The sequence below is a fragment of the Streptomyces sp. P9-A2 genome (genome assembly GCF_036634175.1).
Lineage (GTDB): Bacteria > Actinomycetota > Actinomycetes > Streptomycetales > Streptomycetaceae > Streptomyces > Streptomyces pratens.
Genome location: NZ_JAZIFX010000002.1, coordinates 68,512 through 84,405, shown reverse-complemented (window position 1 = coordinate 84,405; position 15,894 = coordinate 68,512). Strand labels below are relative to the sequence as shown.

Sequence of the window (15,894 nt, the reverse complement as noted above, 5' to 3'; positions counted from 1 at the left end):
AGGATTTTTCGCACTTCTTCGATGCCCGTCAACCGGGCCTCCTTGCCTGAGGTCACGTGGCGAGAACCGGCCAATGCGACCGGTATGCCCAGTGCGTCTGACCGTGAGACCGGCGCACGGGAGCAGCGGGAGGTGCACGCGGCCACGGTGCATCCACGAAGTCAGCAGCCGCACCCCCGCGCGCCCTGCACTGTCCGTATTCACCGTGCGACGCTGTGGCATCACACTGATCGAGCCTCTGGAGTGTGATGAACCCATTGAACAGCGGGACGCTTGCAGTACCGGGCGCCAAGATCTACTTCGAGGTACGAGGTGAAGGGCCTTTCCTGCTCCTCATCGGGGGAGGAAACTCCGACGCGGCGGTGTTCAAACGCCTGGCCGACGTCCTGGCCGACAGCCACCGCGTCGTCACCTACGATCCGCGCGGGAACTCACGCAGCGTGCTCGACGGCCCCCCGGTGGACCAGAGGGTCGAGGAGCACGCCGACGACGCCTACCACCTGATCGAGCACCTCACCGACCCGGACGAACCCGTGTACGTCTTCGGAAGCTGCTCGGGCGGGCTCACCGCGCTGGAACTCACCATCCGCCACCCGGACGATGTCCGGCTGGTCGTCGCCCACGAGCCGCCTGTTCTGAGCATCCTTCCGGACGCCGACCAGCACTTGGCACTCCTCGACGACATCTGCGGGACCCATCTCCGTGAGGGCATGGCGCCGGCCCTCACCAAACTGCAGGCCCTCCACGGCGGCCGCCCCGCACCGGCCCTCCCCGAAGTGCACGACAACACCAACTTCTTCCTGACCCACTTCCTCCGGCCGTTCGCGCGCTTCACACCCGACCTCGCCGCGCTGGAGGAAGTGGCGGACAAAGTCGTGTGGGCCGGTGGCCATGCCTCACGCGAGGACCTGGTGCACCGCCCGACGCTCGCCCTCGCCGGCCGGCTCGGCCGCGACGTGGAACTCTTCCCCGGCGGGCACGTCGGCTACGCGAGGTACCCCGCCGACTTCGCCGAACGGCTCGTCGAGGTGCTCACCCCCGCGGTCGATGCGGTGCACGCCCGGCGGGGAAGCACCGGCGGAGGGCAGTGACGTGCGGATCGTGATGGGGGCGCAGAACTGCGGCTTCGGTCCGGTCTCCGAACTCGTCGCGGTCTCCCGGCCGCTTCATGAGCACGAGCGGGTGTTCGTCGGGGACGGCGTCGCTGCTGTCTTCGCCCGGCGCAACCCCGACGCCTTCGACGCCACGTACGACATCAGCGGGCTGTCGGAGAACGCCAGATCTGCAATGATCGACGACCTGCTGCGGAGCAGCGATCACGTGGTCTCGGTCATGGACGCCGAGTTGGTGCTCCGGTCCGTCGTGGCACGGCGGACCGTGACCATGGTGGACAGCCTGTTCAGTTTCTGGCAGATGACGCAACCGCTGACCGAGATCCGCGACTTGTGCACCGCCATGCCACGTTCCCGCTTCGCGGCCGCCGACCAGCACCTGTCAGGCCTTTCACCGCACGAGCGGATTGTCGCGGCTCACCTGCTCGCCACACACAGTGTCGTGCAGAACTTCCCCGGCGTCACCGAGCGCGCAGCCGGCTTCGCCGCCCTCGGTGAGGGGCCCCGAATACATGTGACCGGCTCGATCGTCGACGTCGAAGGCCTGCGGGACGTCGTGCGCACCGCCGAGCCGGAACACGACCTGTTGATCAACATCGGCGGGTTCAAGAACTTCCTCCTGGACTTCGACGTCAACAACGACTACCTACGCCTGCTTCACCGGTGGATTCCGGATCTGCTGCGTGACTGGCCCCGATTCCGTCGCGTACTCGTCTGCGGCGGCCCGTTCGGCGAGGGCCGGGAACAGACCATCCGGGCCGCGGGCGGCCGGGCCGAGTGCCGTCTCCTGCGCCAGCGTGAATTGCTCCAGGTGGCGGCGACCACCGCGGACTACCTGATGGCACCCGGGCTCACGGCACTCCACGAATCGATCACCCTGGGGCGGCTTCCCCTGGCGATCCACGAGCAGCACTACGCCCATGTCTTCACCATGCGGGCACTGGACGGCACATTGTTCGGCCGTTCCGGGGGCCGGTTCACGGATGTGGTTCCATGTCACCCGCTGCCGGAGGACGACTTCGCCGGGACCGCCGCCCTGGTCGAGCTGGCCGACCGTATCCGGGAGAACCAGGAACTTTACGCGAAGTATCGGCAGACATTCAACGAACGCATCGAGCAGTACCTCACTCTCACCCCACCGCAACGACAACACGGCATCGAGGAACTCGGGAAACTGCTGTACGGCATCCCGACCCACTCGGTGATGACCGAGATCCTGGGCATGCCGCACGTTACGTGATGTGGAGAAGACCCAGCCCAGGGCTCCGACCCCCTCTCACGCATTCGGCCTGCCTTCCCCAATGCTGCCGGCTCGCGCCGACCGCACGGCTACGCCCGCTTCCTGACCCAGGCCACGCCGGGACGACCCTGTGGGGCTCGTTTGTCCATCGCTGCAAGTGAGGACGCATCTCGGGCACCTTCAGGGGCGGTTGGGATCATGTACGAGTGATCGTGCCGTCGCTGTACAAGATGACCCGAAAGCTGCTGTCCGTCCCGACGGTGCTCCTGCGCCGCGACACGACCAAGGACGCGGAGCTGCTCGTGCTGCGGTACGAGAACGCGGTGCTGCGCCGGCAGCTCAAGGGGCCGGTGTGCTACGAGCCCGCGGAAGCGTCGTCGTAGCAGTCCTCGGGGGTGACGGTGCCCGGCTCGGGCAACGGGTCGCGCAGGGCGGCCAGTTCTTCCGTGACAGTGCTGGCCATGTACCTGCCCCGCCTTGACCTGGGCCATCGGGCAGTTTCTGTCAAAGGGCTCGCCACCGGGTTGACCGCACCCGAAACTTCGGCCTGATTTCGTCTGCAATAGAACGATCCGGCCAACATCCCATGGCTTTCCACCTTCCGGACAACCGAGCGTCCGGTCCGTTCCTCTCACAGCGCGGGCACGACAAGTGCCCGTCACTCTGCCTGCGCGGCGGCTTTCCTGGCCTGGCCGACAAGCCGAGCCGCCGACCGCCTGCTTCCTTTCCACAGCATCCGAAGGACGAGGGATCGATGACCAGAACGCGCAACATCCGGCCGCGGCGTCCGCTGCTCGCCGGCACCACGGCTGTCGCCGCCATGGCCGTGACGGCGGGGCTCGTGGCCGCCACTGCGGAGCCGGCGAAAGCAGCGACAGGGCCCAAGCTGAGCCTCATCGCCGCGACCACGTCGATCACGCTCACCTCTTGGAAGGAGGAGCCGGGCGTCTACCTCGACCTCGGTACCTACCTCACCGCCGAGGGGAGGCCGCTGGAGCTGAAGGTGACCCGGAAGTCCTACAAGGACCCGGTAACCATCACCCAGACCGTGTACGAGGGCGGCAAGGCCAAGGCCAAGGTGCTGCCCAAGGGCACAGTGAAGGACTTCTCCGGACTGCGGGACTTCGCGGAGATCACGGTCACGGACAAGGCGGGCAAGAAGGTCCTCAGCCGTAGCGAGGACTTCTGCCCGAACAACGCCAGCGGCCGGGTGCGACCCGACGCGCCCGCCACCTCGAAGTATCCGGAGAGCTGCCCCACCAATCCGTTCACCCTCGGTTCGGTATGGGGTGTCGAGAAGGGCTGGGCGGCCAACACCTACGCGGGTTCCTACACCGAGCCGGCCATGCTGGCAGCCGGCACCTACACCGCCAAGGTCGGGGTCGCCAAGAAGTACCGTGACCTGTTCGGCATCGCCAACAAGCCGGCCACAGTCAAGGTGACGGTGCAGGAGCGGAGCTACGAGGACGAGCAGAGCGCCACCGGGCCGGCGTCCCGGTCCTCCGCCTCGGGCGAGCACGCAGGTCACGGAGCCGCCCACCCGGCGCCGACCGCGCATACGGGCCACGGGCCGGGACACGCCCCGACGCCCGCCCAAGCCGCCGCGCCGGTCACGAGCGGCGCGGGCCCCTCGTACAACGTGGGCCACGGGCCGCTGAAGGCGGCGCCACCCACCCTGCCGTGGGCGCTGAAGAAGCAGCAGGCCGCGCGCTCGATGCGGGTCGGCGACACGGGCGGCCAGACCGACGGCTCGCGCAAGGCACCGGCGCTTCAGCCGCTGTCGAAGCGGCCCGCCGGCAAGCCCTCCGTCCCGGACGTCCCCAAGCCCGACCTGCGCTCGCTGCCGGCCTACGGCATCGTCGTCAGCGACGGCGAGAAGGACATCCCCGGCAAGGACTATCTGGCCTTCAGCGCCAACGTGTGGAACGCCGGTCCGGCGCAGCTGGTGGTGGACGGCTTCCGGTCGCCCGGCAAGGCCAAGATGGACGCCTACCAGTACTTCTACGACGCCAAGGGCAAGCAGGTCGGCTACACCCCGACCGGCACCATGGAATGGGACCCGCGTCCGGGCCATATGCACTGGCACTTCACGGACTTCGCCAGCTACCGGCTGCTGAAAGCGAACAAGAAGGAGGCCGTGCGCAGCGGCAAGGAGGCTTTCTGCCTCGCGAACACCGACGCGATCGACTACACGGTGAAGAACGCCAACTGGCATCCGTTCAACACTGATCTGGCCACCGCCTGCGGTGCGGAGAACTCGATCTCCGTCCGGGAGGTGTTGGACGTCGGCTCCGGTGACACGTACTCACAGGACCTGCCGGGCCAGTCCTTCGACATCACAGATGTGCCCAACGGCACGTACTACATCCAGGTGCTGGCCAACCCGGAGAAGCGGCTGAAGGAGACCAACGTCGACAACAACAGCGCTCTGCGGAAGATCGTGCTCGGTGGCAAGCCAGGTAAACGGACGGTGACCGTACCGGCACACGATCTGGTCAACGAGAACTGACCACACGTCGAGGCGTCGAGCCTGACCCAATGGCTGGCGAAGCGACAGAAGAATTGCTGACGCGGGCGTTGTCACGTTGGTGGGGTGTTGATCGGTTCAGGGCGCATCAGGTCGGGCGGGGGCCTGGGTCACGCTGCGGTGAGCGGGGCGGTGGCGCCGGTGATCTGGTCCCAGATCACGAAGCGGACGGTCATCTCGGTGCGGTGGGCGGGGGCGGTCATCCGGTGCCGGCGGGGCCGGAAGTGGGGTGAGATGCCGCTGAACGCGGCCAGGAATCTCTGGGCTCCGCCGACGCTGCGGAAGCCCTTCATGGCGCCTTCGCGCTGCCTCGTCGGCTGATGACTGTTCTCTGCCCGGTTGTTCAGGCCCTTGTGCGAGCGGTGCTCGACCGAGGGCATGACCTCGCGGTGGGCCGCGCCGTAGGAGCGGAACTTGTCGGTGACCAGCACCCGGGGCACTGCGCGGGTCGTCTTCAGCAGCCTGCGGAAGAAGCGCCTGGCCGCGGCCTTGTTGCGCCGGTTCTGGACGAGGATGTCCAGCACGTTGCCGTCCTGGTCGACCGCGCGCCACAGGTAGTGCCGCACCCCGTTGATCTTCACGAAGACCTCGTCCAGGTGCCACTTGTCACCGGGGCGGGGACGTCGGCGGCGCAGCGCGTTGGCGTAGGACTGTCCGAACTTCAGACACCACCGGCGGATCGTCTCGTAGGACACGATGACGCCGCGCTGCAGCATCAGCTCCTCCACCTCACGGAATGACAACGGGAAGCGGAAGTACAGCCACACGCAGTGGGAGATCACCTCGACCGGGTACCGGTGCCCCTTGTACGACGGCGGCGTACTGCCCACGGACAACCCCCTCCACCATGATCAACCCGAAGATCATCCCACCCGGTCAGCCAACGTGACAGTGCCCGGCTCGTGGCTGGTCGACCTGTCCCACGTCGACCTGTCCCGGGTGAAGGCCGGCAAGGACAAGTGGGCGGAGCTGGACGGCGGCCTGCTGCCCAGCCCGTTCACGCCCGGGGGTGAGCGGCCCGGGGGCCCGGCCTGGTACGCGACACCCACCGTCGCCTACGCGGTGGAGCTGGGCTACGAGGTGCGCCCGATCGAGGCCTACGTGCGCTATGACAACGGCCGCTACCTGGACGGCTGGTACCACCGGCTGCGCGACGCCTACCTCGCCACGATGGCCGACCTCGGCGTCGACGCCGACCTCGCGCCGGCGGACTTCCTCGCCGCGATGGACGGCTACAAGAGCCGCGACCCTCAGCTGGCGATCGTCGTCTCGGCGATCAAGGCGACGGTGAAGGGCGGCCTGGGCAAGCTGCGCGAGCGCCCGCGGGGGGAGGGCTGGCGGCCCGGTGAGCCGTGGCGGGCCCTGAAGCGGCCCACCTGGCGGCCGGACATCCGCGCAGCGCCCCCCAGAAGCTGGACCGCGACTGCGGACCGTCTCCGGCAGAGACCGCACGTCCGGGTGAGCCGTGATGGCGGGCAGAGCAGGATCCGGCGAGGGTGGAGTGGTGATCGATGTTGCAGTCGGCCGACCCCCTCTGTCGTTTTCCGAAGGAGCACCGTCATGTCCGGACGCAATACCTGGATCCGCAGCCTGCACGATGTAGGTCTGGCAGCCTGGTTCGGCGGCTCACTCATGGGCGCGGTCGGCCTCAACGGCGCGGCCAGAGGCGAAGGCGGAACCGACGAGACCAGTGCACGCATCGCATCGTCGGGCTGGGCGAAGTGGGCACCGGTCAACGCCGCCGCCATCGGCGCGCACCTGTTCGGCGGCGGTGGGTTGCTGGCCGTGAACGCCCACCGGGTCGCCACGCAGCAGGGCGTGGCCGCCTCCACCATGGCCAAGACCGGCGTCACCGCCGCGGCCCTGGCCGCCACCGCCTACGCCCGCGTCCTCGGCAAGAAGATCGAACTGGCCTCCTCCCAGGATTCTGAGGAGCACGAGAAGACGGCCCGGCACCCCGTCGACCTCGACCAGGCGCGGCGTCAGCTGGCCTGGGCCCAGTGGGCGGTGCCGGCGCTGACCGGATGCCTGGTCGTGCTCAACGCTCTCCACGGCGAACAGCAGCGTCCTGCCGAGCAGCTGCACGGCATGTGGGAGCGAGCCCGCTCCGCCTACCGGTGCTGACTAGCACAAACACCGAGCCGTGATACCGATCGGCACCACAACGGCCTGGCGATTCGAACGGTGCCGCATAGGGCATAGCGTCGTCGACGCGAGGATTCACGCCCGGACCAACGCGTGATCAGGATTTTTGACACAGCACCACCGCCGTCATCACCCGTTCAGCCCACGCCGCCTTCACCGCGGCGCCCACCCGGGGCCGCGGGGTCGGGCCGCCCCCGGAAGGTCTTCCCCACCTATTGCCTTGAGCCCCACAGGGGTGGCAGGCGGCAGGCATGAGGCGTCCCGGCCGGTCTTGGCCGTACCGGACGCGAACCGACCGCCGGGCAATCTTGCCGGGGGTCCCACAGGATGGTCCCTGGTTGCCAGCCCTCGGCAATGCCCGGCAGGCAGCCGATTCCCGAGGCGCGGCGAGCGTGGGCTGGCCGCCTGACCCCCACCCCAGGGAGAGCACCCCATGGCAGTGATGACGGACGCGCTCGTACCGGCGCTGGAAGACGCCCGTGAGGCGCATGAGGCGCTCGTCGACCGATTGCGGGCGGATGCGACGGTCACGCCGCCCGGCCCGTACCGGCAGATGCTCGAGCGCCAGGTGGACGACGTCCAAGACAGCCTCCAGCGCATCGATCACCACATGCGCGATCTGCGGCCCCGCAGCGGGCTTGTCGGCGACAGCATCGATATCGCGCGGTTCATCTCGCGCAGCGCCGTGCGCACCGCCATGCTGCCGCTGACGATCGGATCCACGCTCGTGACGGACATGCTGCGCGGCCGGCGGCCCAACGACGAGCGGCGGCTGCTGAAAAACGCCCAGGACGAGTACGCGGTCACAGCCAGGGCGCTGGCGGCCTGCCGGGCCGGGCAGAGCATCGCCGAAGAGGCCCACGACCAGGCCACCGCCGACCTGCTCGCCGCACTGCGCCACCAGAACGAGGAACTGCTCGAAAGACTGGAGGACAGCGTCGCCCAGAACGCCCGGGCCGTGGCGGCCGCGTCCAACGGCTTCATCCAGGAGAACGGCGGCGACTGGGCCGACGCGGCCGCCCGCGCCGTGCGGACCGCCGCCGACCGGGTGCAAGACGTCGCCCAGACCGGCAGCCAGCGGGCCCGGGATGCGGCCGGGGGCGCGGTGCGCGAGATGCCCGAGCCGACCCGCATGGCCGAAGAGGTCCAGGGTGCGGTGACACGGGAGGAGGAATTGCCGATCCCCCGCTTCAGCCAGCTCAGCGTCGACGAAATCCAGCAGCAGCTGCGCACACTCTCCCAGTCGGACCTGACGGTCATCGAGGGATACGAACGCACCCACTCCAACCGCCCCCCGGTCCTGGACGCCATCGAACAGCTGCGCGGCAGCGAACCCTGGCCCGGCTACGACACCATGAGCCGGGACGAGCTCACCACCCGGTTGCAGAACGTCCCCGCCGGCGTCGCCCACCAGGCCCAGGAGTACGAACGGCGCCACCGGCAGCGCCAGAAGGTCATCTCCGCCGCCGAAACACGCACCACCCCATGACGCCAACAGGGCGAAGGCTGCCTGATACGCGCCCTGGCCGACACAAAGGCACGACGGCGGTCGACCGGGACCCGGTACCGGCCGAAACACAGCAGAACCCCGCCCGCGACGAGGCGGCGGCCCTGCGAACCGAGCTGGGCCGGCTGCGCCACGAACCCGCCCTGGCGCTCGCCGACGAACAGCCCGCCCGTCAACTCGCCGAGGCCGAGGCCCGGCACCTCAAGGCGCGCCTGGACGAACGCGGCGCCCACATCGAGGATCTGCAGCGCGCCCTGGCGGCCCTGACCCCGGCCCCGGCCGAGCAGCCATTCCCCAGCCCGCACCGCCGTTCGAGGCGCCCGTCGTCCCTACACCGGCCCCGGCACCCATGGAGGCCGGGGAGACTGTGCACGGCTCCGCCGCGGGCAGGCGGCGCCGCTGGTGGCCACGCCGGGACTGATGAAGACCCTCAGCCGCCCACCAGCAGGAAGAAGAAGGGAGGGGGCGGGGCTGGACAGCGGTCGACTCGCCAGGGGTTCGGGAGGCCAGGGCATGGTGTTGCGCGTCGGCCGGGCGTGCTTGCCCGGCCATTGGAGCGGCCGGGCCGCGGGGAAGGAGGGGCGGAAGCCGGCGGTACCTCGGGTCGGACCGGCTGTGCCCAAAAGGGGTGTCCCAGGGGAGTGGTCGGTGCAGGCCGGGCCGGTGACGAGACCTTGATCGCGCAGGTCAGAGACGTCGGGCCAGTGCCGGACGGTGTCCTGGGCCAGCGAACCTTGACCGCTTGCCATCGAAGATTGAGCGGTGGGGGCCAGGCGCCCTCCGGCGAGCTGAGCCTGTCATCAGGCGTGACGGCTCGGTCTACCTGACCGGACCTTCATCTTCTCCTGGCTGTTCGTCAGGCATGTCCAGGATGGTCTCTCGGGCGTACCGGGGGCTCCCTGGGGTGGGGGCTACCCCAGGGGCCATGAGTTCGGTGAGGAGCCTGCTCGGGTCCTCCGTGGATAGCGCCAGGCCCAGGGTCTGCACGATGCGCAGAGCACAGTCCCGGATGGCCTGAGCGTCCTTCTCGGGCGCCGCCGTGCTCCTGATCTCGTCACACACTCGGCTGAACTGCTCAGCGCTGATCGTTGGCCGACTTACCGGTTGCGCCATGGTGCGCTCCTCCTAAAAGAACGGGCCGTTCCACCCGCTCTTCCAGGAAGCGCTGAGCACACCCCGACGGCAACTGGAGAGAGCCAGCGCGCAGGCGCTCGACCAGAGCCGCTCAGCGTTGGCAGGCGCGCAAGGTGCGCCGTCACAGGACACCAGTGTCTCGCGGACGTGACCTGGAGCCCAGCGACAACAGGAGGTGCGGAGCCGGCGTGTCATCCGTGCGGGCGGTGTTCGTCGGCAGTGGTTCCGGCCCGTGGGCCGCCTTTCGGGCGGCACGACCAGGTGTGATCGGCGGCCTACGTGCGGCGGCGAGCGGGAGGTAGGATTATGCGGATGGCGGGTCATGATGAGTTGTCATTGCGGATGGGAGGGGCGTCCGCGCGCTGGGCGACCGCGCTGTCCGCGACGGTCGCGGTCGCGGCGGGGGTTGCGGCAGGCCTCGGTGTGCCGGACGCCGAGAAGTGGGGGGTCCTTTCCGGGACCGTGGGTGTGGGGGCCGTCGGGTACGCACTCGGGGTGCTCAGGCGCCGGGTGGAGGCGGGCCCGGACGGGCTGCGGATCCGCGCAATGCTGCGTTGGCGGCGGCTGGAGTGGGACGAGATCCTCCGCCTGGAGGACCTGCCGATAGCTGCCGACCCCCGAGCCCGCAGCGGCCCCCGGCTGCGTGTCGCGGCCATGCTGCGCGACGGCTCCGTGGTCTGGCTGCCGGTGCCGTACGTTGGCGCCGCTGACGCGGGGGGCTTTGAGAAGCAGCTGACCCAGCTGCGTGCAGTGCACCGCCGTTACGCGCGAAGCACCCCGGGGTCGTAGCTCCGGGCGTTTGATGATCTGCGTCGGTTTGTCGGTGTGGTTTTGGCGTTGATGTGTCAGTGATCCGGGGTGGTGTCGGCCCTGGCCGGGATGGTGACGGCCGGTGTTGTGCCGCTGACATCGGTTGCAGATACAGCACTGACGTGTTTGATGAATTGTCAAGCCCCGGGTTTTGTGGATGGTGGGTTAGTGCGTTGTGGCAAAGGGAGTCCCTGTTCGATGAGCAGGGGCTTCTTCGTGTGCGGGGCATGATCGCCTTGGGGTAGGGGCAGGCAGCGGACGGCTTGTTATGGATCGAGGAGGGTGCGATGCCGTCGGTGCTGGGGTTGATGGAACAGCGTGAGGCGCGGGCGAGGCAGGATCTGGAGTCCTGGACGGAGGTCCTGGAGCAGGCTCAGGCGGAGGTGGATGCCGCGCGGGAGCGGGTCGAGCGGGCCCGGGTGGGGCGTGAGGAGCTTGTGTCGGTGCTGGCCGGGGAGAGCCCGGTGAATACGCCGGTTCCGGTGCCGTCCGGTGGTGAGATGGCTGCCGCCGTGGGATCGGGCGGCCCGGGCTCGGGGCATGGCGGGCGGCCGCCGGTGTGGCGGTCGGGCATGGGTGAGGAGGTGCTCAGCGGCCTGTATCGGGAGGTGTTCGCCGCGGTGGTGGCCGCTTCGGGGCCGGTGAACGGGGTGGAGCTGACGCGGGCGGTGGGCCGGGAGGCGGAGATCAAGAACGAGGTGGAGAAGATCCGTCACCGTGCCTATGTGCTGGAGAAGCGGGGCTGGCTGGTGCGGGCGAAGGACGGACGGTTCATGCCTGAGCCCGGAGCAGTCGGCCGGGACGCTTCTCCGGCCAGCGCGGAGCGTCTGCGGCCAGGCGCCGGGACAGTCTGATCACGGCGGCCCACCACACCATCTGGGCGTGGTGGTCGGGGCGGCGTTCGTGGTCGCGGTTGAGGCGGCGTGAGCGGGAGAGCCAGCTCAGCGTCCGCTCCACGACCCACCTGCGGGCCAGTACGACAAATCCGCGTTGTCCGTCGGAGCGGCGCACGACCTCGGTCCGGACTCCGTGACGGGCGAACGCCTTCGCCAGCGCCGGACCCTGGTAGGCACTGTCGACCCACACCAGTTTCAGCAGCCGGCCCGGCTGCTGCATGAACGTCTCCAGCAGTGCGGGGGCGGCCTTGGAGTCGTGCACATCGGCCGTGGTCACGGTCACTTCCAGGAGCAGGCCCTCGGTGTCGGTCAGGATGTGACGCTTGCGGCCGTCACGTGACTTGCCGCCGTCGTATCCGCGACTGTCCTCGCCGACGGTCTCGGAGGCGTCCACCGACTGACTGTCGATGACTCCCGCGCTGGGCTCGGCGTTGCGGCCGGCGCGCTCCTCGCCGAACGTCGCAGGCGTTCGTAGAGTTCACGCGCATAGTCGTAGGCCCGCCAGCGGCGGAAGAAGTCGTAGACCGCCCGCCAGCAAGGGAAATCGACCGGCAGAGCCGTCCACTTCACTCCGTTGTCGACCAGGTAGCGCACCGCGTCGAGCATTGTCCGGTGGCAGTACGCCTCGGGGCGCCCGCCCCGCTTCAGGAGCCAGGCCGGCACCGGCATCGCGGCGCGGACCTCGGCCCACTCCGCATCCGTCATGTCACTCGGATAGCAGCCTGCCCGCCGTCCCGGAGCGAGCGAACCGAACCGGTGCACGTAGCAGTCACACCCAGGGGTGACCGCGGTGGACGCATGCACAGAGATACTGCTCAACTGATCAGGCAACGGGCTTCCTTGGTCGTGCTGGTGTCGTAACCGCGTCACTACCAAGGGGCCCGTTCTCTCATGCCCGCGACCGCACCCGAACCTCCGTCCAGATGATCACCCGCTGCCGCTCGAACAAGATCCGGTTTGCCACAACGCACTTAGCTGGTTTTGAGGGAGAGTTCTGGGGCGGCCGGAACCTGTCAAAGCGATCAAGGCAGGTAGATCGTTCTAACGTTGTGCCGGGATCAGTGGGCCGTCTGGTGTCGGCTTGTTGATCCAGGCCACTTGGGGGAGTTTCGGCGGCTCCGGTAGCTTGCGGACGAAGCGTTCGGGGTGCTTCGCGTAGACCGCCCGGAGGACGTCGGCACGCATCTCGCGGAGCTGCCCGGCGAGACCGAAGTGCACGTCGTAGGGCGTGTGCAGGCCGATCCCGGAGTGCCGATGCTCCTCGTTGTACCAGGTGAAGAACTGGGTGCACCACGCCCGGGCGTCCTCGAGGGATCCGAAACGCTCGGGAAAGTCGTGCCGGTATTTCAGGGTCTTGTACTGGCTCTCGCTGTACGGGTTGTCGTTCGACGTCTTCGGCCGCGAATGCGACTTGGTGACGCCGAGACCGAGCAATGCTCAAGACCTGTGGATCGGCCTCGGGAGGGGTGCCTCGCGGAACGCGGAGGGCGTACCTTCCCGAGTGATCGATTGATGGTCACCGAGTAGACCCGCGTTGCTGCGCGGGTCGGGAAGGCACGCCCGTGCTCAGCGTAGTCAGCAACGACGGAACCACCGAGACCGGCTCCCTGATGGACGACATCGTCCGTGAGGGTGCCCGGCGGATGCTCGCCGCGGCCCTGGAAGCCGAAGTCAACCAGTACATAGCCGAGTTGGCCGGTGAGCGGGACGAGGCCGGCCGCCGTCTGGTGGTCCGCAACGGCCATCATCGCGAACGGACGGTGACCACCGCCGCCGGGCCGGTCGCGGTGAAGGCGCCCCGCGTGAACGACAAGCGCGTCGACGTGGAGACCGGTGAGCGCAAACGGTTCTCGTCGAAGATCCTCGCGCCGTGGTGCCGGAAGTCCCCGAAGATCAGCGAGGTGCTGCCCCTGCTCTACCTGCACGGACTGTCCTCCGGGGACTTCGTGCCCGCACTCGAGCAGTTCCTGGGCTCCTCGGCCGGCCTGTCGGCGGCGACGGTGACCCGGCTGACGAAGCAGTGGAGCGACGACCACGCCGCCTTCCAGGCCCGTGACCTGTCGGATTCCGACTACGTCTATGTGTGGGCCGACGGCGTCCACCCCAAGGTCCGTCTCGGCCAGGCCCACTCCTGCGTCCTGGTCCTCATGGGCGTGCGCGCGGACGGCCGCAAGGAACTCATCGCACTGGCCGAGGGGCTGCGCGAGTCGACCGAGTCGTGGGCGGATCTGCTGCGTGACTGCCGCCGGCGGGGCATGCGTGACCCCGAGCTCGTCGTCGGCGACGGCGCGATGGGCCTGTGGCGGGCCCTCGCGGAGGTGTTTCCGCAGGCCAGGCACCAGAGGTGCTGGGTTCACAGAAGCCGTAAAGAATCAAGGTGCTGCTTTACAGGGACAGGCTCGTTGTCAGGGTATGGCGGTTCCGGAGGAGATCTGTTCCCAACTCCAATGCAGGTTCTCGGTGTTGTTGCCGCACTTGAACGAGCGGCAGCGGCGGCTGGCCCTGGCTACCGAGGCCCGGCTGCTCGGGCACGGCGGCGTACGGGCGGTAGCGCGGATCGCGCAGGTCAGCGAGACGACCGTGCGTCGTGGAGTATCGGAGCTGGAAGCGGGTGCCGGGCCGCTGCCGGACGGCCGGGTGCGTGCACCCGGTGGAGGCCGCAAGCGGGCTGAAACCAACGATCCTGCCCTGCTCAAAACCTTGTTGGGCCTGGTCGAGCCGGACGAGCGGGGAGATCCTCAGTCTCCGCTGCGGTGGACGACGAAGTCGCTGCGCAACCTGGCCGAGGAGCTGACCCGGCAGGGGCACCCGGTGTCCGCGCCGACGGTGGGCCGGCTGCTCAAGCAGGAGGGCTTCAGCCTGCAGGCGAACGTCAAGACCCTCGAGGGTGCCCAGCATCCCGACCGGGATGCCCAGTTCCGCTACATCAACGAGCAGGTCAAGCAGCACCAGGCCGATGGCGAGCCGGTGGTCAGCGTGGATACGAAGAAGCGAGAGCAGATCGGACGGCTGCCCATGGCCGGCCGCGAGTGGCGGCCCAGGGGCGAGCCGGTCGAGGTGGAGGACCATCATTTCTTCTTCAGCGGCCCGGACGTTCAGCAGGCGATCCCGTACGGGATCTACGACATCGCCCGCAACACCGGCTGGGTCAACGTCGGTGTCGATCACGACACGTCGGTCTTCGCGGTCGAGTCCATCCGCCGCTGGTGGCGCTGTCGCGGCAGCCTCGACTACCCGAAGGCGTCACGACTGCTGATCACCTCGGACGCGGGCGGCTCCAACGGCTACCGCTACCGAGTCTGGAAGAGCGAACTGGCTGCCCTGGCCGCCGAGACGGGCCTGACAATTACGGTGTGTCACTTTCCTCCGGGCACAAGCAAGTGGAACAAAATCGAGCACCGGCTGTTCTCACACATCACCCACAACTGGCGAGGCAGGCCGCTGACCAGCCACGAAGTCGTAATCGAGACGATCGCCGCCACCCGCACCCGGGCTGGTCTGCGCGTCGAGGCCCACCTGGATCCCGGTGACTACCCCACCGGCATCGCGATCAGCAAGGACCGCTTCGCCGCGCTGCCGCTGGTCCGGCATGAGGTTCACGGCCAGTGGAACTACGCCCTGCTGCCCGAACCCTCTGCGCCGCAGGTGTCGCCCGCTGGCGAGGCACACGGCGTCGCCGACCGCCGCCGCGAGCTTGTCACCCGTCTCGCGGACCCACGCCTGACCGGGCTGAGTAGCACGGAACTCGCAGAACTATGCGCTGAGTTGGCCCCACTGCAGGCCGCCCGGACCCAGGAACGCTACAGCGAGCAGCGCGGTGGACGCGCCCGGCGCGCAACCGGAAACCAGCGGGCCAAGCCGCTGTTCGACGACGCCACCCGGGTGATGCTCACCCTCCTCTACCAGCGCCAGGTCTGCTCGATGAAGCTGCTGGGCGACATGCTGGAGGTGACCCCCACCTGCATCGGCCACCTCATCGCCGAGACCCGCCGGGTCCTGGAGGACCACGGCCACCAGCCCGGTTACGCCCCCAGCCGGTTCACCACGGCGCACACGCTGATGGCCTTCCTCGACACCGACAAGACCCCGCCGCGCACCCGGATCATGGAAAGCCTGTCCCATCCGCGGCTTACCGGCATGTCCCGCACGGAGCTGGATGCGCTCGCTCGCCGCCTCGCCCCACGCCAGGTCGCCCAGGTCGAACGTGCCTCCTACCAGCTCCGGGGTGCCGATCGCCAGCCGGGCAGCCGCGGCGGCGTCTTCCCGCAGAAGCTCGGCGACAGAGAACGCGTTGTCGTCGCCATCCTCTACCTGCGGAAACTGTGCACCCTGGACATCCTCGCCGACGTGCTGGGGGACGTGAGCAGGTCCTCGATCGGGAACGTCGTCCGCGAGATCCGGCCCCTGCTTACCGAAAGCGGACTTCTCCCACCTCCGGCCACCACCCGCTACCGCACCGCCACCGAACTCCTCGCCGCGGCGCATGAAGAAACCGACACACCGACAAATTGATTCTTTACGGC

At 68.7% G+C, this 15,894-nt stretch carries 12 protein-coding genes and 3 pseudogenes; 11 read left to right on the top strand and 4 right to left on the bottom strand.

From position 1 onward, the window contains the following. The first annotated feature begins 248 nt into the window (after positions 1–248). The 4 genes from V4Y04_RS37495 to V4Y04_RS37480 all read left to right on the top strand — a co-directional run bounded on the left by V4Y04_RS37495 (position 249) and on the right by V4Y04_RS37480 (position 4,861). Positions 249–1,091: an alpha/beta fold hydrolase gene (locus tag V4Y04_RS37495; protein WP_332433210.1), complete on the top strand. Its 843-nt coding sequence runs from the start codon at positions 249–251 to the stop codon at positions 1,089–1,091. Position 1,092: 1 nt separating this feature from the next. Further along, the gene (locus V4Y04_RS37490; RefSeq protein WP_332433209.1) at positions 1,093–2,352 is read left to right on the top strand and encodes a hypothetical protein; all 1,260 of its coding nucleotides are present in this window, start codon (positions 1,093–1,095) and stop codon (positions 2,350–2,352) included. A gap of 206 nt (positions 2,353–2,558) precedes the next feature. After that, entirely contained in the window at positions 2,559–2,735 is a 177-nt protein-coding gene (locus V4Y04_RS37485) for a hypothetical protein (RefSeq protein WP_443080229.1), read from the top strand. 371 nt (positions 2,736–3,106) lie between these two features. Further along, entirely contained in the window at positions 3,107–4,861 is a 1,755-nt protein-coding gene (locus V4Y04_RS37480; RefSeq protein ID WP_332433208.1) for a lysyl oxidase family protein, read from the top strand. A 128-nt stretch (positions 4,862–4,989) separates the two neighbouring features. Here V4Y04_RS37480 and V4Y04_RS37475 read toward each other — a convergent pair whose 3' ends face one another. After that, complete coding sequence (locus V4Y04_RS37475; protein ID WP_443080228.1) at positions 4,990–5,709, bottom strand: IS6 family transposase; 720 nt, start codon at positions 5,707–5,709, stop codon at positions 4,990–4,992. Between the two features lie 61 nt (positions 5,710–5,770). Between V4Y04_RS37475 and V4Y04_RS37470 the strand changes: the two are divergent. The 5 genes and pseudogenes from V4Y04_RS37470 to V4Y04_RS37450 all read left to right on the top strand — a co-directional run. Continuing rightward, positions 5,771–6,280, top strand: a pseudogene (locus V4Y04_RS37470) (telomere-associated protein Tap); the annotation flags it as partial. A gap of 159 nt (positions 6,281–6,439) precedes the next feature. After that, a complete protein-coding gene (locus tag V4Y04_RS37465; RefSeq protein ID WP_332433228.1) occupies positions 6,440–7,003 on the top strand; it encodes a hypothetical protein in 564 nt (187 codons plus the stop codon). Between the two features lie 454 nt (positions 7,004–7,457). Next, entirely contained in the window at positions 7,458–8,513 is a 1,056-nt protein-coding gene (locus V4Y04_RS37460; RefSeq protein WP_332433206.1) for a hypothetical protein, read from the top strand. A 1,464-nt stretch (positions 8,514–9,977) separates the two neighbouring features. Next, on the top strand, positions 9,978–10,454 hold the full coding sequence (locus V4Y04_RS37455) for a hypothetical protein (protein WP_332433205.1): 477 nt from the start codon (positions 9,978–9,980) through the stop codon (positions 10,452–10,454). A gap of 308 nt (positions 10,455–10,762) precedes the next feature. Then, the gene (locus V4Y04_RS37450) at positions 10,763–11,329 is read left to right on the top strand and encodes a hypothetical protein (protein ID WP_332432107.1); all 567 of its coding nucleotides are present in this window, start codon (positions 10,763–10,765) and stop codon (positions 11,327–11,329) included. On the opposite strand, the gene V4Y04_RS37445 is transcribed toward V4Y04_RS37450, so the two are convergent. From V4Y04_RS37445 to V4Y04_RS37435, 3 genes and pseudogenes are all read right to left on the bottom strand, one after another. Further along, positions 11,247–11,765: an IS5 family transposase gene (locus V4Y04_RS37445; protein WP_332433204.1), complete on the bottom strand. Its 519-nt coding sequence runs from the start codon at positions 11,763–11,765 to the stop codon at positions 11,247–11,249. The genes V4Y04_RS37450 and V4Y04_RS37445 overlap by 83 nt on opposite strands. Continuing rightward, positions 11,681–12,040, bottom strand: a complete 360-nt coding sequence (locus V4Y04_RS37440; RefSeq protein ID WP_332433227.1) for a transposase — start codon at positions 12,038–12,040, stop codon at positions 11,681–11,683. Before V4Y04_RS37440 ends, V4Y04_RS37445 begins: the two co-directional genes overlap by 85 nt. A gap of 372 nt (positions 12,041–12,412) precedes the next feature. Beyond that, positions 12,413–12,796 (bottom strand): annotated as a pseudogene (locus tag V4Y04_RS37435) (integrase core domain-containing protein); the annotation flags it as partial. A 137-nt stretch (positions 12,797–12,933) separates the two neighbouring features. On the opposite strand from V4Y04_RS37435, the pseudogene V4Y04_RS37430 reads away from it, so the two are divergent. Both V4Y04_RS37430 and V4Y04_RS37425 read left to right on the top strand, forming a co-directional pair. Then, a pseudogene (locus V4Y04_RS37430) lies at positions 12,934–13,731 on the top strand (IS256 family transposase); the annotation flags it as partial. A 52-nt stretch (positions 13,732–13,783) separates the two neighbouring features. Beyond that, the gene (locus V4Y04_RS37425) at positions 13,784–15,883 is read left to right on the top strand and encodes an ISAzo13 family transposase (RefSeq protein ID WP_332433203.1); all 2,100 of its coding nucleotides are present in this window, start codon (positions 13,784–13,786) and stop codon (positions 15,881–15,883) included. The last annotated feature ends 11 nt before the right edge of the window (positions 15,884–15,894 follow it).